The sequence below is a fragment of the Duganella sp. Leaf126 genome (assembly GCF_001423125.1).
Classification (GTDB): Bacteria; Pseudomonadota; Gammaproteobacteria; order Burkholderiales; family Burkholderiaceae_D; genus Rugamonas.
On sequence record NZ_LMNW01000031.1, the window covers coordinates 726,737 to 748,839 of the forward strand.

General features: G+C 63.9%; 20 protein-coding genes. 7 read left to right on the top strand and 13 right to left on the bottom strand.

Annotated features, from left to right (window positions below; genetic code table 11):
• Positions 1–7 precede the first annotated feature (7 nt).
• Complete coding sequence (gene dtd, locus ASF61_RS16455) at positions 8–454, bottom strand: D-aminoacyl-tRNA deacylase (RefSeq protein ID WP_056157890.1); 447 nt, start codon at positions 452–454, stop codon at positions 8–10.
• Positions 451–1,671, bottom strand: a complete 1,221-nt coding sequence (gene tyrS / locus ASF61_RS16460) for a tyrosine--tRNA ligase (RefSeq protein WP_373994554.1) — start codon at positions 1,669–1,671, stop codon at positions 451–453. Before tyrS ends, dtd begins: the two co-directional genes overlap by 4 nt.
• A gap of 192 nt (positions 1,672–1,863) precedes the next feature.
• Between tyrS and ASF61_RS16465 the strand changes: the two genes are divergently transcribed.
• Together ASF61_RS16465 and ASF61_RS16470 are read left to right on the top strand one after the other, a co-directional pair.
• Positions 1,864–3,258: a peptidoglycan DD-metalloendopeptidase family protein gene (locus ASF61_RS16465; RefSeq protein ID WP_056157896.1), complete on the top strand. Its 1,395-nt coding sequence runs from the start codon at positions 1,864–1,866 to the stop codon at positions 3,256–3,258.
• A 154-nt stretch (positions 3,259–3,412) separates the two neighbouring features.
• Positions 3,413–4,510: an anhydro-N-acetylmuramic acid kinase gene (locus ASF61_RS16470; RefSeq protein ID WP_056157899.1), complete on the top strand. Its 1,098-nt coding sequence runs from the start codon at positions 3,413–3,415 to the stop codon at positions 4,508–4,510.
• Between the two features lie 202 nt (positions 4,511–4,712).
• On the opposite strand, the gene erpA is transcribed toward ASF61_RS16470, so the two are convergent.
• The 4 genes from erpA to rplM all read right to left on the bottom strand — a co-directional run bounded on the left by erpA (position 4,713) and on the right by rplM (position 7,235).
• Entirely contained in the window at positions 4,713–5,075 is a 363-nt protein-coding gene (gene erpA / locus ASF61_RS16475) for an iron-sulfur cluster insertion protein ErpA (RefSeq protein WP_056157902.1), read from the bottom strand.
• Between the two features lie 108 nt (positions 5,076–5,183).
• Positions 5,184–6,221, bottom strand: a complete 1,038-nt coding sequence (gene argC, locus ASF61_RS16480; protein WP_056157906.1) for an N-acetyl-gamma-glutamyl-phosphate reductase — start codon at positions 6,219–6,221, stop codon at positions 5,184–5,186.
• A 183-nt stretch (positions 6,222–6,404) separates the two neighbouring features.
• On the bottom strand, positions 6,405–6,797 hold the full coding sequence (gene rpsI, locus ASF61_RS16485; protein ID WP_050409450.1) for a 30S ribosomal protein S9: 393 nt from the start codon (positions 6,795–6,797) through the stop codon (positions 6,405–6,407).
• Between the two features lie 9 nt (positions 6,798–6,806).
• Complete coding sequence (gene rplM / locus ASF61_RS16490) at positions 6,807–7,235, bottom strand: 50S ribosomal protein L13 (protein WP_056157909.1); 429 nt, start codon at positions 7,233–7,235, stop codon at positions 6,807–6,809.
• 214 nt (positions 7,236–7,449) lie between these two features.
• Here rplM and ASF61_RS16495 point away from each other — a divergent pair, with 214 nt between their 5' ends.
• On the top strand, positions 7,450–7,872 hold the full coding sequence (locus tag ASF61_RS16495; protein ID WP_056157914.1) for an OsmC family protein: 423 nt from the start codon (positions 7,450–7,452) through the stop codon (positions 7,870–7,872).
• A 171-nt stretch (positions 7,873–8,043) separates the two neighbouring features.
• Here ASF61_RS16495 and coq7 read toward each other — a convergent pair whose 3' ends face one another.
• Both coq7 and ASF61_RS16505 read right to left on the bottom strand, forming a co-directional pair.
• Positions 8,044–8,685, bottom strand: a complete 642-nt coding sequence (gene coq7 / locus ASF61_RS16500; RefSeq protein WP_056157916.1) for a 2-polyprenyl-3-methyl-6-methoxy-1,4-benzoquinone monooxygenase — start codon at positions 8,683–8,685, stop codon at positions 8,044–8,046.
• A gap of 40 nt (positions 8,686–8,725) precedes the next feature.
• Positions 8,726–9,160: a hypothetical protein gene (locus ASF61_RS16505; RefSeq protein ID WP_229205883.1), complete on the bottom strand. Its 435-nt coding sequence runs from the start codon at positions 9,158–9,160 to the stop codon at positions 8,726–8,728.
• Between the two features lie 270 nt (positions 9,161–9,430).
• Between ASF61_RS16505 and ASF61_RS16510 the strand changes: the two genes are divergently transcribed.
• Together ASF61_RS16510 and ASF61_RS16515 are read left to right on the top strand one after the other, a co-directional pair.
• Positions 9,431–10,327: an ABC transporter ATP-binding protein gene (locus ASF61_RS16510; protein ID WP_056157922.1), complete on the top strand. Its 897-nt coding sequence runs from the start codon at positions 9,431–9,433 to the stop codon at positions 10,325–10,327.
• A gap of 8 nt (positions 10,328–10,335) precedes the next feature.
• The gene (locus tag ASF61_RS16515) at positions 10,336–13,917 is read left to right on the top strand and encodes a M1 family aminopeptidase (RefSeq protein WP_229205884.1); all 3,582 of its coding nucleotides are present in this window, start codon (positions 10,336–10,338) and stop codon (positions 13,915–13,917) included.
• Between the two features lie 185 nt (positions 13,918–14,102).
• Here the strand turns inward: ASF61_RS16515 and ASF61_RS16520 are convergent, their stop codons facing one another.
• The 5 genes from ASF61_RS16520 to ASF61_RS16540 all read right to left on the bottom strand — a co-directional run bounded on the left by ASF61_RS16520 (position 14,103) and on the right by ASF61_RS16540 (position 20,417).
• Positions 14,103–14,588, bottom strand: coding sequence for a hypothetical protein (locus tag ASF61_RS16520; protein WP_056157925.1), 486 nt, complete (start codon positions 14,586–14,588; stop codon positions 14,103–14,105).
• Positions 14,589–14,671: 83 nt separating this feature from the next.
• Positions 14,672–17,350: a DNA topoisomerase III gene (locus ASF61_RS16525; protein ID WP_056157928.1), complete on the bottom strand. Its 2,679-nt coding sequence runs from the start codon at positions 17,348–17,350 to the stop codon at positions 14,672–14,674.
• A gap of 298 nt (positions 17,351–17,648) precedes the next feature.
• Positions 17,649–18,113 carry a DUF494 family protein gene (locus tag ASF61_RS16530; RefSeq protein ID WP_056157932.1) on the bottom strand — a complete coding sequence of 155 codons (465 nt, stop codon included), beginning with the start codon at positions 18,111–18,113 and terminating at the stop codon, positions 17,649–17,651.
• 76 nt (positions 18,114–18,189) lie between these two features.
• Positions 18,190–19,305, bottom strand: a complete 1,116-nt coding sequence (dprA, locus tag ASF61_RS16535) for a DNA-processing protein DprA (protein WP_056157935.1) — start codon at positions 19,303–19,305, stop codon at positions 18,190–18,192.
• A gap of 8 nt (positions 19,306–19,313) precedes the next feature.
• The gene (locus tag ASF61_RS16540; RefSeq protein WP_056157937.1) at positions 19,314–20,417 is read right to left on the bottom strand and encodes a LysM peptidoglycan-binding domain-containing protein; all 1,104 of its coding nucleotides are present in this window, start codon (positions 20,415–20,417) and stop codon (positions 19,314–19,316) included.
• A 145-nt stretch (positions 20,418–20,562) separates the two neighbouring features.
• On the opposite strand from ASF61_RS16540, the gene def reads away from it, so the two are divergent.
• Positions 20,563–21,105, top strand: a complete 543-nt coding sequence (def, locus tag ASF61_RS16545; protein ID WP_056157941.1) for a peptide deformylase — start codon at positions 20,563–20,565, stop codon at positions 21,103–21,105.
• 13 nt (positions 21,106–21,118) lie between these two features.
• Positions 21,119–22,066 carry a methionyl-tRNA formyltransferase gene (gene fmt / locus ASF61_RS16550; RefSeq protein ID WP_056157946.1) on the top strand — a complete coding sequence of 316 codons (948 nt, stop codon included), beginning with the start codon at positions 21,119–21,121 and terminating at the stop codon, positions 22,064–22,066.
• Positions 22,067–22,103: the final 37 nt, after the last annotated feature.

Consider the following 22,103-nt stretch of genomic DNA (forward strand, 5'->3'; position numbering starts at 1 on the left):
CGCTCCTTTATTTGGGATGGACCTGCAGCCAGAACGTCACCGGACCGTCGTTGGTCAGCGTCACCTGCATGTCGGCGCCGAACCGGCCGGTTTCGACCACCGGGTGCTTCAGCCTGGCCTGGGCCACGAAGTGATCGAACAGGCGCAAGCCGTCGGCCGGGGCGGCGGCCGGCGTGAACGACGGCCGCGTGCCCGAGCGGGTGTCGGCTGCCAGCGTAAATTGCGGCACCAGCAGCAGACCGCCGGCCATGTCGGCCACGCTGCGGTTCATCTTGCCGGCCGCGTCGCTGAACACGCGGTAGCCGAGCAGCCTGGCCAGCAGGGTATCGGCCTCCTTTTCGGTATCGCCGCGCTCGGCGCAGACGAGCACCATCAGGCCGGCATCGATGGCGCCGATGGTGACGCCATCGACCGCCACGCTGGCGCCGGTGACGCGTTGCAGCAGCGCGATCATGCGGTCAGCGTCACACGCGCGAACTTGCGCTTGCCCACTTGTAGTACGAAGGTGCCAGCCTCGATTTTCAGGGCCTTGTCGCTCAGCACCGTGCCGTCGAGGCGCACGCCGCCCTGGTCCACCATGCGCATCGCTTCCGACGTCGACGGGCACAAACCGGCCTGCTTCAGCAGTTGCGGCAGGCCCAGCGGCGCGCCTGCCACAGTCACGGCCGGCACATCGTCCGGAATGCCGCCCTTGGAGCGGTTGACGAAGTCGTTCAGCGCCTCGTCGGCTGCCGCCTGCGAGTGGAAGCGGGCCACGATTTCCTGGGCGATCGCGACCTTGGCGTCGCGCGGGTTGGCGCCGCCGGCAATGGCCGCCTTCAGCGCGGCGATGTCGGCGATCGAGCGGAACGACAGCAAATCGTAGTATTTCCACATCATCTCGTCGGAAACGCTCATGATCTTGGCGAACATGGTGTTGCCCGGCTCGGTGATGCCGATGTAGTTGTTTTTCGACTTGGACATCTTTTCCACGCCGTCCAGGCCTTCGAGCAGCGGCATGGTCAGGATGCACTGCGGCTCCTGCGCGTAATCCTTTTGCAGTTCGCGCCCGACCAGCAGGTTGAATTTCTGGTCGGTGCCGCCCAGTTCGAGGTCGGCCTTGAGCGCGACCGAATCGTAACCTTGCATCAGGGGATAGAGGAACTCGTGGACCGCAATCGGTGTCCCACTCTTGTATCGCTTGGTGAAGTCGTCGCGCTCCATCATGCGCGCCACCGTGTAGCGCGACGCCAGCTGGATCAGGCCGCGTGCGCCGAGCGGGTCGCACCACTCGGAGTTGTAGCGGATTTCGGTCTTGGCCGCATCGAGCACCAGCGAAGCCTGTTTAAAATAGGTCATCGCGTTTTGCTCGACCTGTTCCTTGGTCAACGGCGGACGGGTGGCATTGCGGCCCGATGGATCGCCGATCATCGAGGTGAAGTCGCCGATCAGGAAGATCACCTGGTGGCCGAGATCTTGCAGCTGGCGCATCTTGTTGAGCACCACCGTGTGCCCCAGGTGCAGGTCGGGCGCGGTGGGGTCCAGGCCCAGCTTGATGCGCAGCGGGATGCCCGATTGCTCGGCGCGCGCGAGCTTCTGGGCGAACTCACTTTCGATCAGCAACTCGTCGACACCGCGCTTGGTGATAGCGAGTGCCTCCTGTACCTTGTCGCTCAGAGGCAATGCTTTCATAGGGGACGGCGGCGTCGGAGTAGAAGTAGTCATAACTTTTGAGAGATTTTTTTCAGAAAAAGGTAGCAGATGTCAGGAGTTTGTTATAATCCCTGATCCCATTAATCTTGCTCTACGAAAACGAACAACGATTAGAATTAGAAGAAAACAAACGTTCCTGAATCGTTCAAGCGGTAAATTTTAACTGATTGCATGAACCAAATACATAAATTCACGAGCTCACGCTTTTATCAACTGGTCGGTTCCACGCCGAAGAAGCGCATCATTTCCGCTTCGGCCCTGGCCCTCACAGTCTGTGCTTTTGGCGCTGCCGCGGTAGCCCCTCTTGCCCCGGATGCGTCCGATTTGCCAGTGAAGTCGATTCAGGAAGACGTTGCCATGCCCGACCTGGGCAAGCAGATCTCCGCACTGGAACAACAATCGTCCACGGAGCAATTCGTGCACGAGGAACGCGTGCGCTCCGGCGATACGCTGGCGACGCTGCTGACCCGCCTGGGCGTGGACGACAACGACGCCGAGTCCTTCATCAAGAAGGACAAGGTCGCCAAGGGCATCATGCAGCTGAAAACCGGCAAGCGCGTCCAGGCGCAAACCGACGACATCGGCAATCTGCAGTGGCTGCGGGCGACGGTGGTCGATGGCAAGGATATGCCGGTGAAAAACATCACCGTGACCCGCAAGGGCGACGGTTTTGTGGCGCAGGAAGAAGCTGCCAAGCTGGAACGCCGCGTGGAAATGCATGCGCGCACCATCACCAGCAACCTGTACGCCGCCACCGATTCCGACAAGGATGGCGCCAAGCTGCCGGACACGATCGTCAAGCAAATCATTGAAATGTTCTCCACCAACATCGACTTCCGCGGCGATGTGAAGCGTGGCGACCACTTCAACGTGGTGTACGAAACCTTCTGGCAAGATGGCGAATTCGTCAAGGCAGGCCGCATCCTGGCTGGCGAATTCACCAACCGTGGCACGACGTACCAGTCGGTCTGGTATGAAGATCCGCAAAGCAAGCAAGGTGGCGGCTACTACAGCTTCGACGGCAAGTCGCTGAAAAAAGCGTTCCTCAAGTCGCCGGTCGAGTTCAGCCGCATTTCGTCGGGCTTCTCGATGCGCGTACACCCGATCTCGGGCCAGTGGAAAGCGCACAAGGGCATCGACTTCCCGGCCCCGGTCGGCACGCCGATCCGCGCAGCCGGTGATGGCACGATCGAGTTTGCCGGCACGCAAAACGGCTATGGCAACCTGGTCACCATCAAGCACTGGAACAACTACAGCACTGCGTACGCGCACATGAGCCGCTTTGGCGCGGGCATCAAGAAGGGCAGCAAGGTCAGCCAGGGCGACGTCATCGGTTACGTGGGCACCACGGGCTGGTCCACCGGCGCCCACCTGCACTATGAATTCCGTGTTGCTGGCGAAGCGCGCGATCCAAGCAAGATGAATGTGCTGGCCCAAGCACCGTTGAACGCTGCCGAACTGTCGCGCTTCAAGGTGTATGCGTCGGACATGACCCACCGCATCGCCCTGCTGCAGTCCGGCCAGTCCGGCTTCAATGGCGGCACCACCCGAATGGCTGCCAAGTAAGCCGCTGTTCCTTCCCGTTCCATCTTGAAAACAGGCCGCCGCATCGGCCTGTTTTTTTATTATGATGCGCTTCCGTGCCATTGACTTCCGTGCGACACCGCACGCAGGCTCAGGCAAAATGCATTTTTCACACCACTGCAGGCGAGGACGCTCCATGACGCTGTATATCGGTTTGATGTCGGGCACCAGTCTCGACGGTGTTGACGGCGTGCTGGCCGCGTTTTCCGGCAACGAGATCAGCACGCGCGGCGCCGCGTACGTCGCGTTCCCGCCGGCGCTGCGCGCCGCGCTGATGGCGCTGCAGGCGCCGGGCGACAACGAGATCGAACGCGAGGCCGCTGTTGCCGCCGCGCTGGCGCAGCATTATGCCGACTGCGTGGCCGCCTTGCTGGCCGACGCCGGCGTTGCGCCCGGCGACGTGCAGGCCGTGGCCGTGCACGGCCAGACCATCCGCCACCGCCCGGAACTGGGCTTTACGCGCCAGGTCAACCATCCTGCCCTGCTGGCCGAACTGTGCGGCATCGACGTGATCGCCGACTTCCGCAGCCGCGACGTGGCAGCCGGCGGCCAGGGTGCGCCGCTGGTGCCGGCCTTCCACCAGGCGCTGTTCGGCAAGGCCGGCCAGACGCGGGTGGTGGCCAATATCGGCGGCATCGCCAATATCAGCGTGCTCGGCGGTGACGGCGCCGTCACCGGCTTCGACACCGGACCCGGCAACGTCTTGATGGATGCCTGGATCGCCCGCCACCAGGGCAAGGAATACGACGCCGACGGCGCCTGGGCCGCCAGCGGCACGGTGCTGCCGGAGTTGCTCGACGAATTGCTGCGCGAACCGTATCTGGCGCTGCCGCCGCCGAAAAGCACGGGCCGCGACCTGTTCCACCCGGACTGGCTCGATGCACGGCTGGCCGTGTACCGGACCGCGGCGCCGGCAGACGTGCAATGCACGCTGACGCGGTTCACTGCCCTGTCGCTGGCGCAGGCCATCGAAGCCCATGGCGCCGGCGCGGATGCCGTCTACGTGTGCGGCGGCGGCGCGTATAACGGCGTCCTGATGAACGAGCTGGCCACGGCACTGGGCAAGCAGGTGCTGGTGGCGTCCACCCAGGCGCTGGGCGTGGCGCCGAACCGGGTCGAGGCGCTGGCGTTTGCCTGGCTCGGCTACCGGTTCACGCAGCGGCTGGCCGGCAACCTGCCGGCCGTCACCGGCGCGCTGGGCGAGCGGGTGCTGGGAGCGCTGTATCCGCGCTGACGCCGACGTTTAAGGGACCTCGAAAAACCGTAGCGAGCGGTCCGATATCGTCTTGCGTAGCGCAAGCGTACGGGAGGTACGCTGAGCAACGGAGAGGCGATCGCGGGTCGCGCAGTAGGTTTTACGAGGTTCCCTTTAGGCGGGACAATAAAAAAGGCGGTGCAACCGAAGTTGCACCGCCTTTTTGCCGGGCGCCGCGTGCTTATACCGAGAACGACGAACCGCAGCCGCAGGTCGAGGTGGCCGTCGGGTTCTTGATCACGAACTGGGCGCCTTCGAGGTCGTCCTTGTAATCGATTTCCGCGCCGACCAGATACTGGTAGCTCATCGAGTCGATCAGCAGCTCGACGCCGTTCTTGACCATGGTGGTGTCGTCTTCGTTGACGATTTCATCGAACGTGAAACCGTACTGGAAGCCGGAGCAACCGCCACCCTGCACGAATACGCGCAATTTCAGGTCGGGATTGCCCTCTTCCTCGATCAGTTGGGCGACTTTTTCGGCAGCGCTATCGGTAAACACGATAGGAGCAGGCATCACGTCCAGGCTTTCAGCAACAGCATTCATTTGAGACTCCTACGAGTTAAGCATTCAGCGGTCATTATAGACCCCTAGCAGGTTTCCTGCTTCCCTGCCCTCAGATTTGGCGATGAAACCCAACAAATCAAGCCAGGTTTATGGCAGCAGCGCGATTTGTTTCAGGCCGGTCGTCTCTTCCAGGCCGAACATCAAATTCATGCACTGCACGGCCTGGCCGGACGCGCCCTTGACCAGGTTGTCCTGCACCACCAGCACGATCACGGTGTTGCCGTTGTCCGGACGGTGCAGCGCCAGGCGCAGCATGTTCGAGCCGCGCGTGGAGCGCGTTTCCGGATGCGATCCGAATGGCATCACGTCAACGAACGGGCTGTCCCGGTACTGGTCTTCGAACAGCGCTTGCAGCGCCTCGTTGCTGACCTCCTTGGTCAGACGGCCGTACAGCGTCGAATGCATGCCACGGATCATCGGCACCAGGTGCGGGGTGAAGATCAGGTGGACCTTGTCGTCGGTGAACTTTTGCAGCTGGGCCGAGGTTTCCGGCGTGTGGCGGTGGCCGGCCACGCCATAGGCCTTGAAGTTGTCGCTCGATTCCGAGAACAGGGTGCCGATCTCGGCTTTACGGCCGGCGCCCGAGACGCCCGACTTGCAGTCCGCGATCAGGCCCGCAGCATCGATCAGACCGGCCTTGAGCAGCGGGTAATAGCCGAGCTGCATGGTGGTCGGGTAGCAGCCGGGGTTGGCGACCAGGCGTGCGCCCCGGATCGCTTCACGGTTCAGCTCGGCCAGGCCGTAGGCCGCTTCGTCCAGCAGCTCCGGGCAGGTGTGCTCGATCTTGTACCATTTTTCGAACACGGCCTTGTCCTTGATGCGGAAGTCGGCCGCCAGGTCGATCACCTTGACGCCCGCTGCCAGCAGCGCCGGCGCCTGGGCCATGGCCACGCCGTGCGGGGTGGCGAAGAACACCACGTCGCACTGGGTCAGGTCGGCCTTGTCCGGCGACGAGAAAGCGATATCGACGCTGCCGCGTAGCGAAGGGAACATATCGGCCACCGGCAAGCCATCTTCCTTGCGCGACGTGATTGCCGTCAATTGCACGTCAGGGTGGACTGCCAACAGTCGCAGCAGTTCCACGCCCGTGTAGCCGGTGCCGCCGACGATGCCAACTTTGATCATGTGTTCATCCTTGAATAGTGTTGCATGGAGAAATAGGGGGCGCTGTCGCCGGTGCCTGCCATTTTATCAGGCATGTACGACCGACGTATTATGCGCGCCAGATAGCAAAAAAGCCGCCCGGCGCAAGGCCGGCGGCTTTTTGTACAGCATGCAGGCAGGCCCGTACGCTGGAAAGCGTAACAATTAACGCTTCGAGAATTGCTTTGCGCGACGTGCTTTGCGCAGACCAACTTTTTTACGTTCCACTTCACGTGCATCGCGGGTCACGAAGCCGGCGCGGGCCAGATCGCCCTTCAGGCCTGCATCGTAGTCGATCAGTGCGCGGGTGATGCCGTGACGCACAGCACCTGCCTGGCCGGACTCGCCGCCGCCGTGCACGTTGACTTTGATGTCGAAACGCTCGACGTTGCCGGTCAGTTCCAGTGGTTGACGGATCACCATCAGGCCGGTTTCGCGCGAGAAGTACTCAGCAGCTGGCTTGCCGTTAACGATGATTTGGCCAGTGCCAACTTTGATGAACACACGAGCTACTGCACTCTTGCGACGGCCGGTGCCGTAATTGTAGTTACCGATCATGTCAGTTCCTTAGATTTCGAGTGCTTTAGGTTGCTGGGCAGCGTGCGGGTGCGAACCTTCGGCGTACACTTTCAGCTTCTTGATCATGGCGTAGCCCAGTGGGCCTTTTGGCAGCATGCCCTTGACGGCTTTTTCCAGAGCGCGACCTGGGAAACGCTGTTGCATTTTCAGGAAGTTGGTCTCGTAGATGCCACCTGGGTAGCCCGAGTGACGGTAGTAGGTCTTCTCGGTTGCTTTGGTGCCGGTCACGCGCAGTTTGCCTGCGTTGATGATGACGATGAAATCGCCGGTATCGACGTGAGGAGTAAATTCTGGCTTGTGTTTGCCGCGCAGTCGGAGTGCCACTTCGCTGGCAACACGTCCGAGGACTTTGTCCGTCGCGTCAATCACGAACCAATCGCGCTGGACTTCGTGGCCCTTAGCGGAAAAAGTTTTCATGTTGACTTCCTAAAAATTAAAACACGCTCAAATGGTGGTTCCGCCATGGCTTCAGCGGACTCGGCCTTCTTATTGTCTTTCCTGAGCGAATGGAAAGCCGGCTAGTATAAACGGCGCGGGCTGCTGGCGTCAAGCCTGGTGTGGCCTGAGGGCCTGGAAAACACAGGCGCTGTGCGGCCCATTACAATGTTGAAAAACCTACCTGGAGAATGCGATGGAATGCAAAGTCAGCTGGAATGGCCCGTCGGGCATGAGTTTCCTGGCCCAGACCGGCTCAGGCCACCTGGTCACTATGGACGGCGCACCCGAGGGCGGCGGCAACAACCTGGCGCCACGACCGATGGAGATGGTGTTGCTGGGCACGGGCGGCTGCACCGCCTACGACGTCGTGCTGATCCTGAAAAAGGGCCGCGCCGACATCCGCGGCTGCGAATGCACGCTGCAGGCCGACCGCGCCGACACCGATCCGAAGGTGTTTACCAAGATCAATTTCCACTTCACGGTGACAGGCAAGGGCCTGAAGCGCGAAACGGTGGAGCGGGCAATTTCGCTGTCGCACGACAAGTACTGCTCGGCGTCTATCATGATCGGCAAGACGGCAGAGATTACCCACACCTTCGAGATCGTCGAGATATAAGACCACTGCAAACCGCCCAGGGCGTCGTTGCAGCGGCTKGCCGTGCGCTCGCACTGYYTGCGCCGCCGCGCCTCGCCCTGGGCGGTTTGCAACGGCTTGCCGTGCGCTCGCACTGCTTGCGCCGCCGCGCCTCGCCCTGGGCRGTTTGCAGCGGCCTTCGCCTCTCAGCCTTCAGACGTAATACGCAGTACTGGTCATCACCTTCCCCATGGCCGACATCACCGCCTTCACCGGCGCCGGCACCTCGGCCGCACCGAGTGCCTGGGCGGCCGCGCCGTGTTCGATCTCGTCCTGCCGCATCTGGTCCACGATGGCGCGCGACTTGACGTCCTGCGGCGGCAGTTTTTCCAGGTGGCTCTGCAGGTGGGCTTCCACCTGGCGCTCGGTTTCCACGACAAAGCCCAGGCTTTTCGGGTCGCCGAGCAGGGCCGCCACGGTGCCCAGCGCGTAGGAGCCGGCGTAAAACAGCGGATTGAGCACGCTGGTGTGCGAACCGAGTTCGCCGAGGCGCTGCGCAGTCCAGGCCAGGTGGTCTTCCTCTTCCCGGCTCGAGTGGTCGAACTGCTGGCGGATGCGGTCGTTGCGGGCGAAACGGGCCTGCGCGTTGTAGAGCGCCTGCGCGCACACCTCGCCGACGTGGTTTACCCGCATCAAACCGGCGGCATGGCGGCGCTCCTGCTCGTTCAGGTCGGCGTCGGGCGCGAACTGGCCCGGGGTCGGGCGCGAGGCCGAGGCGACGCCGGCGATCACGCGCAGGGCCTTGTCGGCATCGGCAATCAATCGGTCAAGGGGATGGTGGAAACGGGAAGTCATGGTCGACTCTCTGGCTGAAAGCATCATTATAGGACGGCGCTCATGGATCGGCTTCTTCGCGCAGCTGCCGCTGGCGTTCGATGTAATCGGCCACCGGGCCGCGCACGTCGATTTTCGAAATATCCTTGGCCACGCCCAGGTTCAGCCCCAGCAGGAACGGAATGCTGTCCAGCGGCACCTCGGTGCACAGTTCGCCGAACGACTTGAGAAAACGTTTCGATTCCAGCACCCGCACCACTTTTTCACCGCTCATGTATTGCAGGATGCTGGTGATGGTGTGGCCCTTGCCGATGGTGTGGTAAATGAAGCGGTTGAATTCGCGGTCGAGCTGCTTGAAGTCCAGGGTTTCCTTGGTCATCAGGCTCGACAGATAAAACAGGCCGAGCGCGGTGCGAAAAAAACCGGTTGCTTCGCTGCGGTCCACGCCGGTCTGCATGACCGCCAGCATTTTGTCTTTGATTTGGGGAGTCAACATGGGCGCCTCTCTTTTCTTCCACTATAGCAAGTGCCGAGGCTCAGGTGTGGCGCACGCGACGCCAAAGTGCGGCGGGGCCCGGTTTTTTGTCCGCCGGCCGGCGCGGCATGCGCCGTTTTGCGACGCCGTTTGCGCACTCTGGCTGGCGGTTTCGGCCGACTGTCGCAAGCGCCCCCCGGGTGTGGAACAAATTCAATACAATGCCATCATGTGAAAAGTGCTTGGTTTGTAGAAATACCGTCCGCGCACCGGCAGAAACAAGGAACCGACATGGAATTACGCATCAGCAATTTGTCCAAGACCTACGCCAATGGCGTGGTGGCGCTGGACAATATTTCGCTCACCATCCCGACCGGGATGTTCGGCTTGCTCGGCCCGAATGGCGCCGGCAAATCGACGCTGATGCGCACCCTGGCCACGCTGCAGGAGTGCGATGCCGGCTCCGTCTTCCTCGACGATATCGACGTGCTCGACGAAAAGGACGCGGTGCGCCGCGTGCTCGGCTACCTGCCGCAGGATTTCGGTTTGTACCCAAAGGTGACCGCCTACGAATTGCTCGACCACCTCGCGCTGCTCAAGGGCCTGGCCAGCCGCAGCCGCCGGCGCGAGGTGGTCGATGGCCTGCTGCAGCAAACCAATCTGTTCGAGGTGCGGCACCAGCGCCTCGGCGGCTTCTCGGGCGGCATGCGCCAGCGCTTCGGCATCGCCCAGGCGCTGCTGGGCGACCCCAAGCTGATCATCGTCGATGAACCGACGGCCGGCCTCGACCCGCAGGAGCGGGTGCGCTTCCACAACCTGCTCTCCGATATCGGCGACGACAAGACCGTGATCCTGTCCACCCACATCGTCAGCGACGTGGCCGACCTGTGCGCCAACATGGCCATCATCAACCAGGGCCACCTGCTGCTGTGCGGCCCCACCCAGGAACTGATCCACGATGTCAGCGACAAGATCTGGGCCCGCTTCATCGACAAGCGCGACCTGCCCTCGTTCCAGATCCGCCACCCGGTGATTTCGTCGCGCCTGCTGTCGGGGCGCACGCTGATCCACGTGTACAGCGAGACCGATCCCGGCGACGGTTTCGAGGAAGCGCTGGGCGACCTGGAGGACGTGTACTTCGCCACCATCGCCGGCCGCCACCGCGCCGCCACCCGCTGCGCCGACTGAGCGTGATCATGGCCACCACGTCCACGCTGTTTGCCATTGCCCGCTTCGAAGCGCGCCAGCGCCTCCGGCTGCTGTCCACCTGGGTCTATTTCGCCGGCTTCCTGGCGCTGACCGTGCTGTGGATGGCGGCCGCAGGCGGCTACTTCAAGGGCTCGAGCATCGCCTTCGGCGCCAGCGCCATCGACGCGCCGCGTTCGCTGATGTTGACCGTCAGCGCGCTCGGCTCCCTGGGGGTCATCGTGATTGCCGCCATGATGGGCCGCTCGGTGCAGCAGGACTTCGAGCACGAGATGCAGCACTTCTTCTTCAGCGCGCCGATCGCCAAGCACCAGTACATGTTCGGCCGTTTCATCGGCGCCTACCTGACGCTGGCCGTGATCTTCACCAGCATTCTCCTGGGCGTCTGGCTCGGCAGCCTGTTGCCCGGCATCGACCCGGAGCGGCTGTCGCATCCGGGGCCGCTGGCCTATGCGCTGCCCTACCTGATCGTCATCCTGCCCAATATCTTCATCTTTGGCGCCGTGTTCTTCATGCTGGCCGCACTGACCCGGCGCATGCTGCCCGTGTACATCAGCAGCGTGGTCATGCTGATCGGCTACATCATCGCGCCCAGCCTGGCGCGCGACCTCGATTTCAAGACCCTGGCGGCGCTGATCGATCCGTTCGGCACCACGGCCGTGATCCGCGCCACCGAGTACTGGCCCATCGTCGAACGCAACACGCGCATGTTCTGGCCCGAGGGCGTGTACCTGCTCAACCGCGCGCTGTGGTCGTCGTTCGCGCTGGCCGGCCTGCTGCTCGGCTACTGGCGCTTCCACTTCATCGCCACCAGCGACAGCGGCCGCCAGGGCGCCGCCGCCGAAGCGCCGCGCCCGCTCAGCGCCAGCGCCACCAATACCGCCGAGGCGCCCGACTTTGCCGGGCGCAGCATGGCCCTGCTGTTCCTGCGCATGAGCTGGCTCAACCTGCGCGAGACCGTCAAGAACATCTACTTCCTGGTGCTGGTGCTGGCCGGCGTGCTGATGATGCTGGCCAGCACGCTGGAAATCGCGCCACTGTACGGCACCAGCACCTATCCGGCCACCTACCTGGTGCTCGAATCGGTGTCGCAGACCTTCGCGCTGTTCATGATGGTCATCACCACCTTCTACGCCGGTGAACTGGTGTGGCGCGAACGCGAAGCCCACATGGGCCAGATGCTCGATGCGCTGCCGGTGCCGGGCTGGCTGCCGCTGCTCTCGAAACTGTGCGCGCTGATCGGCCTGCAGGCGCTGCTGCAGGTGGTGGTGATGTTGACCGGCATGGCGATCCAGATCGCCAAGGGGTATTTCGCGCTCGAGCCGGGCCTGTATCTGTACCAGCTGTTCCTGCTGCAGTGGCCCGGCTATGCGCTGGGCGCGGTGCTGGCGATCGCGCTGCAGGTGGTGATCAACCAGCGCTACCTGGCGTACTTCGCCATGATCGTGCACTACGTGGCGGTGGTCACGCTGTCCTCGCTGGGGCTGGGCGAACCGCTCTTGCTGTACGGCGAGATGCCGCGTTTTATTTACTCGGCCATGAACGGCTACGGCCATTACCTGCCGCGCGAGCGCTGGTTCGAGGCCTACTGGGGCGGCGCGGCCATCGTGCTGATGGTGCTGGCCGTGCTGTTCTGGGCGCGCGGCACCGACGACGGCTGGCGCCAGCGCCTGCAACTGGCGCGCCGCCGTCTGAGCCTGCCCGTGCTCGGTGCACTGGCCACCGGCATCCTGGTGTTTGCCGGCGCCGGCGCGGTGCTGTTCTATAACACCCACGTGCTGAACCGCTACCAGTCGGCGTGGCAAAAAGACGTGGACCGCGCCGACTACGAGCGCCGCTACAAGCAGTACGCGGTGCTGCCGCAGCCGCGCATCACCGACGTCAAGCTCGACGTCGCCATCACGCCGGCCACCCGCAGCCTGGTCGTGCATGGCCGCTACGTGTTGCACAACAAGACTGCGCAACCGGTCACCGACATCATCGTCCACCAGGATCCGACCGCCACCGGCTGGCGCGCGCGCTTCAGCACGGCGGTGCGCCCCGGCATCGCGGACGCGGCGCGCGGCTTCTACAGCTACAAGCTGGCGACGCCGCTGGCGCCCGGTGCGCGCCTGGCCTTCGAGTTCGACCTGGCCTTTGCACCGCGCGGCATCTTCGGCCTGGGCCAGGACACGCCGGTCGTGGGCAACGGCACCTTCTTCAACAACGACGTGCTGCCGCATATCGGCTACCAGCCGGCCAACGAACTGGCCGACGCACGCGACCGCCGCAAGCACGGCCTGGGCGCGCGCGAGCGCATGCTGCCGCGCGACGACGTCGGCGGCCTGGCCAACAATTTCGTCGGCAACGACGCCGACACCATCGGCTTCGACGCCGTGGTCAGCACCAGCGACAGCCAGGTGGCCGTGGCGCCGGGGACGCTGCTCAAGGAGTGGAACGCGGGCGGCCGCCATTACTATCATTACCGGTCCGCGCAGCCGATGCTCAACTTCTACGCCTTCCAATCGGCGCGCTACCACGTCAGGCGCGACTGGTGGCAGGACGTCGGCATCGAGCTGTATTACCATCCCGGCCACGAGGTCAACCTCGAACGCATGAACCGCGGCGTCAAGCAGTCGCTCGACTACTACACGCGCCACTTCGGTCCGTACCAGCACAAGGTGGTGCGCATCGTCGAGTTCCCGCGCTACGCCACCTACGCGCAGGCCTATCCGAACACGATCGCCTATTCGGAGGCGCTGGGCTTCATCGCCCGCGTCAACGACAACAATCCGAAAGACATCGATTACCCGTTCTTCGTCACCGCGCACGAAGTGGCGCACCAGTGGTGGGGGCACCAGCTCGTCGGGGGCAATGTGCGCGGCGCTACCGTGCTGTCCGAAACGCTGGCCGAGTACTCGGCGCTGATGGTGATGAAGCACGCCTACGGCGACGCCAGGATGCGGCGCTTCCTGTACTTCGACCTGTACCAGTACCTGATCGGCCGCGCGCTCGAACGCAAGAAGGAGATGGCGCTGGCCGACAATGAAAACCAGGACTACATCCAGTACCGCAAAGGCGCGCTGGCGATGTACCAGCTGCAGGACATCGTCGGCGAACAGCGCATCAACGCCGCCCTGCGCCAGCTGCTGGCCGACCACGCGCGCAGCAGCGGACCGTACCCGGGCGTCTCGGTGCTGATCGACGCGCTGCGCCAGGTGGTGACGCCCGACCAGGCCTACCTGATCGACGACCTGTTCAACCACATCGTGCTGTACGATAACCGCGCCGTGGCCAGCACGGCCCGCAAGCTGGCCGACGGCCGCTACGAGGTCAACCTGGTGGTGAGCGCGTCCAAGGTGCGCGCCAGCGACCAGGGCGTGGAAAGCGACGTGGCACTGAACGATTACATCGACATCGGCGTGGACGACGACAAGGGCGCCCCGCTGCTGCGCGAACGCAAGCTGATCGACCGGAAAGACAACCGCTACACCGTCATCGTCAACGCCCGTCCGGCCAAAGCCGGCATCGACCCCGACAACAAACTGATCGACCGCAAACCCGACGACAACATGACCAGCGTCGAATTCTGAACTGCGGGGTCAGGCGGTCATGCCGTCAAGTTAAGCGAAAAGTATTCATTTTGTTAGCATGAAAACGTCGTCCCTGCACAGGCGGGAACCCAATGTGGCTGACATGCCGACGCATCGCGCAGAACCTGGGTACCCGCCTGCGCGGGTACGACGGATATGAAGACCTTAACTTAACGGTATTAGGGTCAGGCGGTGACGTTGATGGTGTTGAGGATGCCGGTATTGATCGAGCTGCCGATGACGGTGCTGGCGTAGGTGGGATCGCTTTTGAGGATGTCGGCCCAGTTGCTGGAAGCCTGGGCGGACAGGTTGTTGCTGCCGCCCGGCGTATAGATGCCGGAGGCGCTGCCGGGGGCGGTGAGACCGGACAAGATGCCCTGGTCGAGCGCCTGCTGCGCCGTTTCCGACGTGTCGATGTTGCTGCCGTCGGCGGGGATGGGCAGCGGTTCTTCGCTGACGCCAGCCTGTTCCAGCGTGCCCAGCAGTCCGGTGGCCGAGTACACGGCCGGGCCGCCGGTGCTGCCGCCGAGCGTGGCAACCACGGCCGATTGTTCCGACAGGTCGACCGCTTCCGACGACAGCGCTGCGCCTTCGGGCTGGACAGCCACGGGCGCGCTCGGGGCGAACGTGGTGCTGTAAGCAGGGGCGGCGGAATTGAAGGAAACGTTCATGGTCCTCCCAATATAGCCGAAAAATTCCGTATTGCAAGTAAAAAAGGACGCCGCAGCGTCCTTTTTTGGGCTTACTTTGGGGCTTACTCCGCCGCAGCGGCGGCCTTCTTGGCCGGCGCCTTCCTGGCGGCCGGCTTCTTGGCTGCCACTTTGGTGGTGGCCGCTTTCTTCACCGGCGCCTTCTTGGCAGCAGCTTTTTTCGGCGCTGCCGCGTCGTCGGCGCCGCCTTCGGCAGCCGGCTCGTCCTTGGCAGCAGCCTTGCCCTTGGCCGGCGCCTTGGCCTTGCGTTCCTCGAACTCGAAGCTGATCTTGCCGTCCTTGCCTTTGACCAGGAAGGCCTTGAACGGCCGGCGCGTGCGCTGCGACACGAAGCCCGGCAGCAGGTCGGTCTTGCCGTCGTTGAGCAGCTTGGCCATCTGCTCGGGCAGGATTTCCTGTTGCAGGATGATGCGGCCGCTGCGGAAATCGCACCCCTTCGGCTTGGCGACGGTCTGCTCGCACACATAAGCCAGGCCCATTTCGTACACGCCGCCGTTGCACTTGGGGCAAGGTCCGAGCGCGGTCTGGCCGGTGAAATCGACCGGTTCCGCATCGTCCGAATCGTCGTTCTGGCCGAAGTCGAACTCGAGCTTGAAGTTGTTGATGTCTTCATCGCGCACGATGCGCAGGATGGCCGCGAACGGCCGGCCCATCTTCGAGCGGAAGCCTTGCAGCGGGCCGATGGTGCGGTCGCGCAGCAACTGCTCCACTTCCGGCACTTCGAACTGGCGGCTGCCCGGCGTCTTGCTCATCGAGAAATCGCACTTGGTGCAGGCAAAGCGGCGGTAGTTTTCCTTGACCACGCTACCGCAGTTCGGGCACGGCGCGGACAGCGTCGCGTACTCGCCCGGGATGGTGTCGTTGTCGTACTCCTTGGCGCGCTTGACGATAACCTGGGTCATCTGGGCGATTTCACGCATGAATTCATCGCGCGAAATCTTGCCCTTCTCCATTTGCGACAGCTTGTACTCCCACTCGCCCGTCAGCTCGGGCGCGGTCAGCTCGTTCACGCCCAGGCCGCGCAGCAAGGTCATCAGCTGGAACGCCTTGGCGGTCGGCATCAGTTCGCGGCCTTCGCGCAGCAGGTACTTTTCGGTGATCAAGCCTTCGATGGTGGCCGCGCGCGTTGCCGGCGTGCCCAGGCCCTTGCCGGCCATGGCGTCGCGCAACTCGTCGTCTTCCACCAGCTTGCCCGCGCCTTCCATGGCCGACAGCAGCGTCGCCTCGGTGTAGCGCGCCGGCGGCTTGGTGACCAGGCCGTTGGCGTCGACCTTGTCGGTCAGGACTTTTTCGCCCTTGGCCACCGGCACGATGTTCTTGTTGCCGTTGCTCTTGTCACCCTTGTCGTCGTCCGACGTGTCCTTGCCATACACGGCCAGCCAGCCGGGGTTGGTCATGACCTTGCCCTCGGTCTTGAACTGGTGACCGGACACCTCGGTGTACCGGGTGGTGACTTGGAATTCGGCAGCCGGGAAGAACACGGCCATGAAACGGCGCGTGACCAGGTCGTACAGCTTCTGTTCCGGCTCGGACAGGTTTTTAGGCGCGATCGTGGTCGGGATGATCGCGAAGTGGTCCGAGATCTTGCTGTTGTCGAAGATACGCTTGTTCGGCTTGACCCAGCCCTTGTCCAGGATCTGCTTGGCGAATTGATGGTAGTTCGGGTTTTCCTTGACCACGCCCAGCGCCTGCTTGACCGTGTCCATGTAGTCCTCGGGCAGGTGGCGCGAGTCGGTACGCGGATAGGTCAGCACCTTGTGCTTTTCGTACAGCGCCTGGGCCAGGCCCAGCGTGTTCTTGGCCGAAAAGCCGAAGCGCGAGTTCGCTTCGCGCTGCAGGCTGGTCAGGTCGAACAGCGCCGGCGCCATCGAGGTTGTCGGCTTGGCTTCTTCGGTGACCACACCCTGCTTGCCGCGGCAGGCCAGCGCGATGCTGTCGGCGGCAGCCTTGCTCCACAGGCGCTCGGCGCGTTTTTCGGGATCGGTCTCGTCCTTCTTGAACTTGGTGTCGAGCCAGCGGCCTTCGTAGACGCCGGCCGCGCACACGAACTCGGCGCGCACTTCCCAGTAATCGCGCGGCACGAATTTCTTGATCTTCTCTTCGCGCTCGACCACGATCGACAGCGTCGGCGTCTGCACCCGGCCGACCGTGGTCAAGTAGAAGCCGCCCTCTTTCGAGTTGAACGCGGTCATGGCGCGGGTGCCGTTGATGCCGATCAGCCAGTCGGCTTCGGAGCGGCAGCGGGCGGCGTCGGCCAGCGGCATCATTTCCTCGTCGCTGCGCAGCTGTGCGAAGCCCTCGCGGATCGCACCCGGCGTCATCGATTGCAGCCACAGCCGCTTGACCGGCTGCTTGGCCTTGGCGTTCTGCGCGATCAGGCGGAAAATCAGTTCCCCTTCGCGCCCCGCGTCGCAGGCGTTGATCAGGGCGGAGACGTCTTTACGTTTGATCAGCTTGTTCAGTACCTTGAGGCGCGCCTCGGTCTTGGCGATCGGATTGAGCGCGAAGTACGGCGGGATCATCGGCAGGTGGGCAAAGCTCCATTTGCCGCGCTTGATGTCATATTCTTCAGGGACGGCAATTTCCAGCAGGTGACCGACGGCGGAGGACAGCACGTACTCGTCGGATTCAAAGTACTCATCGTGCTTGGTGAAGCCGCCAAGCGTCTTCGCGATGTCGTTCGCGACAGAAGGCTTCTCGGCGATGATGAGGGTTTTGCTCATATTGGGTATCTCGTTTTTAACACTTGGGGTGGTTTAGCATGCGCATCATACATGGATCGCGTGGCAGTCTGCACGTTTGCGCTGCCGATGGCAAGGGCATGGCGTGACAATCTTGCCAGGACAATAGCGGGAAGAATGGGGGACCGGCCGACGCGGGCATGATGAAAAAACGGCAGCGTCCCCTTGACGAAGCGGTGGCCGCTGCCTTCAGGGCAAGACGCAGCGCCGAAGACAGTACGCTAGTACATGGACACGTTTTGGCGCTGCAACGCCGCCATGGCGGCTGCGTCAGGCGCGATCAGTGCAGCAGGCGGGGGGGCGCGTCGTCGTCTGCGCCAAACAGGTCGTCAAACATCAGGGCGTCCGGCTCCTTGCCCTGGCTCCACAGCAGCATCAGCACGATCACCTTGAGCTGACCGAGCGAGACCGGCACTTCTTCGAGCGACAGCGCGCGTTCGATGACGATTTCGCGCTGCAGCGGCGTGAGCACCTTGGCCGATTCGAGGAACTGGATGAAACCGATGGCGTCGGTCCCGAGCACGTCGCGCTCTTCGTCGACGTAAATCCGCGTGCCGGTGGAGGCAGCGGTGAGCGAATGCTCGACGCCGGCCATGGCCGTGAGATCGTTCAGCCAGACCAGTGCCTCGGAGATCTCGATGTCGTCGAAACCGACAGCCGACAGCTTCTTGGCCAATGCCTCCGGTTCCGGGCAGGCATCAGGACGGTAATACGTCTCGTAGAGATAAACTAGGATGTCGAACATGGCTCTACTCTATCAGCTAAAACAGATCGGACACAAGTAGCGTACATTTACTGAACGCAACTTTATACAACAGGTTTCAGCGGCGCAAACGCTGGATCCAGCCGCCCGGCAAACGTTCGAGCAAACCGGCCAGCTCCAGCGCCAGCAGCTGCCCCTGCAGCTCGGCAGCCGGCTGCTGCAGGTGTGCCGCGAGGGTCTCGGGACGGATCGGTTGGTCGCCCATGGCAAGCAGTACGCGGTCGACAAAACTGTCGTCAAAATGCGACCCTGTTGCCACCGTATCAATACCGATATGCAGTTCCGACAACACGTCCGCCGCCGTCTCCACCAGCTTGGCGCCGTCGCGGATCAGACGGTGACATCCCTTGGACAAGCTCGCATGAACCGAGCCCGGCATCGCATAGACGTCGCGGTCCTGCGAGGCTGCCAGCCGCGCCGTGATCAGCGAGCCGGAGCGGGCGGCCGCCTCGACCACCAGCACCGCGCGCGCCAGACCGCTGATCACCCGATTGCGTCTTGGAAAATTGTCACGCAGCGGCGGCGTGCCGAGCGCGTATTCGCTGACGATGCACCCGTGCTCGGCGATGCGCCGGGCCAGCGCCTCGTTACTGGCAGGATAGATGCGGTCGGCGCCGGTGCCGATCACGGCCACCGTGCCGCCCTCACCGGCCAGGCCGCCGGCATGGGCGGCAGCGTCGATGCCCAGCGCCAGCCCGGACACGATGGTCACGCCCGCCTCGGCCAGCGCGTGCGCCATGCGCTCGGCTGTCTGCCGCCCCATCACGCTGGCGTTGCGCGAACCGACCACGGCCACCGCCGGGCGCTGCAGCAGCGCCGGCTTGCCCTTGACGTACAACATCAGGGGCGCGGCGGCAATCTGGCGCAGCAGCGGGGGATAGTCGCCGTGGTCGAACGTGAGCAGCCGGTTGCCCGGCTGCGCGCACCATGCTTGCACGGCATCGACCTGGGCCGCGAGGCCGGCGGACGGCGGCGCCAGCAAGGCGCGCGCGCGGGCCGGCGTGACGACCGTCAGCAGCTCGGCGTGGCTGGCCGCGAAGATCGCTTGCGGCGTCTGAAAGCGCGCCAGCAGGGCGTGGGCCGTGATCAGGCCCACGCCGTCGGTCTGCTCGAGGCGCAACCAGGCGCCGAGTGCGGACGCCGTGGGCAGTGGGGACGATTCCGTGGCTTGCACGGCGCGGTTTACTCCGGCGAGGTGGCGTTGTCGCCCACGACCACGGGCGCTGTCGCCTGCATGATCAGCCCGTAGGACACGCGGTTGAACACGCGGAAGATAAACAGGCTGCCGACCTGGTCGTCGGGCAACCTGACCTGCTGTGCACGGCCGAACCAGCCGGTGGGCGCGGTCGTGTCGGGCACAGTTCTTCCCGCATGGTACAGGCGCAGCACGGCGCCGATATCGAGTCCGTCAAGCTTTCCGCGATTAATGCTGACCACCTGGTGCCGCCCCGCGTACTGCACGCCGCCCTGCACGGCCAGCACGCGGGCGTCGATGCGGGTGGCGGGCGGGTGCGGCGCATACTGCGGCGTCTGCGCCGGCTGCAGCGGCGTCAGCCGGTCGCCTGCGCCCATCTCCTCGACCGTGGTGGTGGCGCGCACCGTGTGCACGTCGCTGTCCGCGCCGGCGCTGGCCTGCAGCGTAACCGTGCCCAGGTAAAGCGCTTCATGGGCCAGCACCTGGCCGCTGTCCGGATCGGTCAGCGGCCGGCCCGGGCGATAGACCTGGAACGTGGTGGCCGCACCGAGGTTGCCGCGCACATAAGCCTGGTCGCCCTGGCCGATGAAGACGTGGCCGTCGGCGGTGGCAACGATGCGCGGTGCGCTGGCCAGGGCGTCGTTTTCCACGATCAGCGGCTGCGACAGGAATGGTGCGATCTCGGCGGACGGAATCGAGGCGATGGCAGCGGCGCCGATGGCGCTGCTGCGCACGGCCGGCGAGCGGCGCTCGGTGGGCACGCCGGCGTTGCCGGCGCCGTGGTTGGCACCGGCGCTGTCGCCGAGCCGCAGGCGGCCGGCGGCGCGGTCGAACCAGATCACCTGGTCCGGGTAAATCCAGTGCGGATTGGCGATTTCAGCACGGTTCAGGTCCCACACGGTGGGCCAGCACCACGGTTGCTGGAGAAACTTGTCGGCGATATCCCACAGCGTATCGCCGCGCACCACCACGTGGCGGTCCGGGGCATCGGTGCGGAACTGGCAGTTGACGGGCGCCGCAGCTGCCGTTGCCGCTGTTGCAACAAACAGCGCTGCCGCTAAGCATGGGCCGACTGTGATAAAATTTTTCATTCGCGATCCAATCGATGCGGCAGCAAGCGTTGCCCGTAGTGAATCAAATTCTGCCCACAAACCCCTGACCTGGCAAGCAAAACAGCGCCCGCCCCCTGGCGAGACGGCGCGTTTCCAGCTGCCACGATCCGCACCTGTTAACTATATGGCTATCCTGAACATACTGCGTTACCCCGATCCACGCCTGCACAAGGTGGCCAAGCCGGTCACGGTCTTCGACGAGCGCCTGGAAAAACTGGTGGCCGACATGGCCGAAACCATGTACGACGCCCCGGGCGTCGGCCTGGCCGCGTCCCAGGTGGACGTGCACGAACAGGTAGTCGTGATCGACATCACCGAAGACAAGAGCGGACTGGCCGCCTACATCAACCCGGAAATCCTGTGGGCCAGCGACGACAAGCAGGTCTACGACGAAGGCTGCCTGTCGGTGCCCGGCATCTACGACGGCGTCGAGCGTCCATCGAAGGTCAAGGTGCGCGCGTTCGACGTCAAGGGCCAGCCGTTCGAGGTCGATGCCGACGGCCTGCTGGCCGTGTGCATCCAGCACGAGATGGACCACCTGAAAGGCAAGGTCTTCGTCGAATACCTGTCGCCGCTCAAGCGCAACCGCATCAAGGCCAAGCTGCAAAAGGAAGAGCGCAGCATGGAACGCGAAGCGGCGCTGCGCGCCCAGGGCCGTCGTTACTGAGCGCCGGGCACCGATGAAGATCGTCTTTGCCGGCACCCCGGAATTTGCCGCCGTCGCCCTGCAAGCGCTGCACGAAGCTGGCTTCGAGATCGCACTGGTATTGACCCAGCCCGACCGGCCGGCCGGGCGCGGCATGCAGCTGCAGCCGTCGGCCGTCAAGCAGTACGCGGTGGCGCACGGCATGGAAGTATTGCAGCCGCTGTCGCTGCGCACCGACAGCAAGGACCCGGTGCGCGCCGAGCAGGCGCGGGCAACCCACGAGCGCCTGCTGTCCACGCCCTACGAGGTGATGGTGGTGGCCGCCTACGGCCTGATCCTGCCGCTCAGCACGCTTGACATCAAGCCCTGCCTGAACATCCACGGTTCGCTGCTGCCGCGCTGGCGCGGCGCCGCGCCGATCCACCGCGCCATCGAGGCCGGCGACAGCGAAACCGGCATCACCATCATGCAGATGGAAGAAGGCCTCGATACCGGTCCCATGCTGCTGACGGAAAAAATCGCCATCGGCCCGCACGACACCACCGGCACCGTGCACGACAGGCTGGCCGCGCTGGGCGGCACGATGATCGTCGAGGCGCTGCAGCGGATGAAGCACGGCACGCTCGAGGCCGTGGTCCAGCCCGAGCAAGGCGTCAATTACGCAGCCAAGATCAGCAAGGAAGAAGCGGCGCTCGACTTCGGTCTTTCGGCGGTCGAACTCGATCGCAAGATCCGCGCATTCAACCCGTTCCCCGGCGCCCACGGCACGGTCAACGGCGTGGTGGTCAAGCTGTGGGCCGCGCAACTGGCCGAGGGCCGGGGCGCACCGGGCCAGGTGCTGACGGCCGATGCCGACGGCATCGTGGTTGCCTGCGGTACCGGCGCACTGCGCCTGACCATGCTGCAAAAGCCGGGCGGCAAGCGCCTGCCCGCAGCCGAGTTCATCAAGGGCTTTGCGCTCGCCGGCCAGAGCTTCGCCTGACCGGGGTGGCACGGCGCACGCCCGGCCGTGCGCTTTT

Coding starts and splice junctions, on each gene's coding strand:
- ASF61_RS16525 (WP_056157928.1), bottom strand. CDS start 17,350: ATGAGCAAAACCCTCATCATCGCCGAGAAGCCTTCTGTCGCGAACGAC.
- argC (WP_056157906.1), bottom strand. CDS start 6,221: ATGATCAAAGTTGGCATCGTCGGCGGCACCGGCTACACGGGCGTGGAA.
- tyrS (WP_373994554.1), bottom strand. CDS start 1,671: ATGAAAGCATTGCCTCTGAGCGACAAGGTACAGGAGGCACTCGCTATC.
- fmt (WP_056157946.1), top strand. CDS start 21,119: ATGAAGATCGTCTTTGCCGGCACCCCGGAATTTGCCGCCGTCGCCCTG.
- dtd (WP_056157890.1), bottom strand. CDS start 454: ATGATCGCGCTGCTGCAACGCGTCACCGGCGCCAGCGTGGCGGTCGAT.
- def (WP_056157941.1), top strand. CDS start 20,563: ATGGCTATCCTGAACATACTGCGTTACCCCGATCCACGCCTGCACAAG.
- ASF61_RS16505 (WP_229205883.1), bottom strand. CDS start 9,160: ATGTTGACTCCCCAAATCAAAGACAAAATGCTGGCGGTCATGCAGACC.
- ASF61_RS16465 (WP_056157896.1), top strand. CDS start 1,864: ATGAACCAAATACATAAATTCACGAGCTCACGCTTTTATCAACTGGTC.
- ASF61_RS16470 (WP_056157899.1), top strand. CDS start 3,413: ATGACGCTGTATATCGGTTTGATGTCGGGCACCAGTCTCGACGGTGTT.
- erpA (WP_056157902.1), bottom strand. CDS start 5,075: ATGAATGCTGTTGCTGAAAGCCTGGACGTGATGCCTGCTCCTATCGTG.
- rplM (WP_056157909.1), bottom strand. CDS start 7,235: ATGAAAACTTTTTCCGCTAAGGGCCACGAAGTCCAGCGCGATTGGTTC.
- rpsI (WP_050409450.1), bottom strand. CDS start 6,797: ATGATCGGTAACTACAATTACGGCACCGGCCGTCGCAAGAGTGCAGTA.
- ASF61_RS16530 (WP_056157932.1), bottom strand. CDS start 18,113: ATGTTCGACATCCTAGTTTATCTCTACGAGACGTATTACCGTCCTGAT.
- ASF61_RS16540 (WP_056157937.1), bottom strand. CDS start 20,417: ATGAAAAATTTTATCACAGTCGGCCCATGCTTAGCGGCAGCGCTGTTT.
- ASF61_RS16495 (WP_056157914.1), top strand. CDS start 7,450: ATGGAATGCAAAGTCAGCTGGAATGGCCCGTCGGGCATGAGTTTCCTG.
- ASF61_RS16520 (WP_056157925.1), bottom strand. CDS start 14,588: ATGAACGTTTCCTTCAATTCCGCCGCCCCTGCTTACAGCACCACGTTC.
- coq7 (WP_056157916.1), bottom strand. CDS start 8,685: ATGACTTCCCGTTTCCACCATCCCCTTGACCGATTGATTGCCGATGCC.
- ASF61_RS16515 (WP_229205884.1), top strand. CDS start 10,336: ATGGCCACCACGTCCACGCTGTTTGCCATTGCCCGCTTCGAAGCGCGC.
- ASF61_RS16510 (WP_056157922.1), top strand. CDS start 9,431: ATGGAATTACGCATCAGCAATTTGTCCAAGACCTACGCCAATGGCGTG.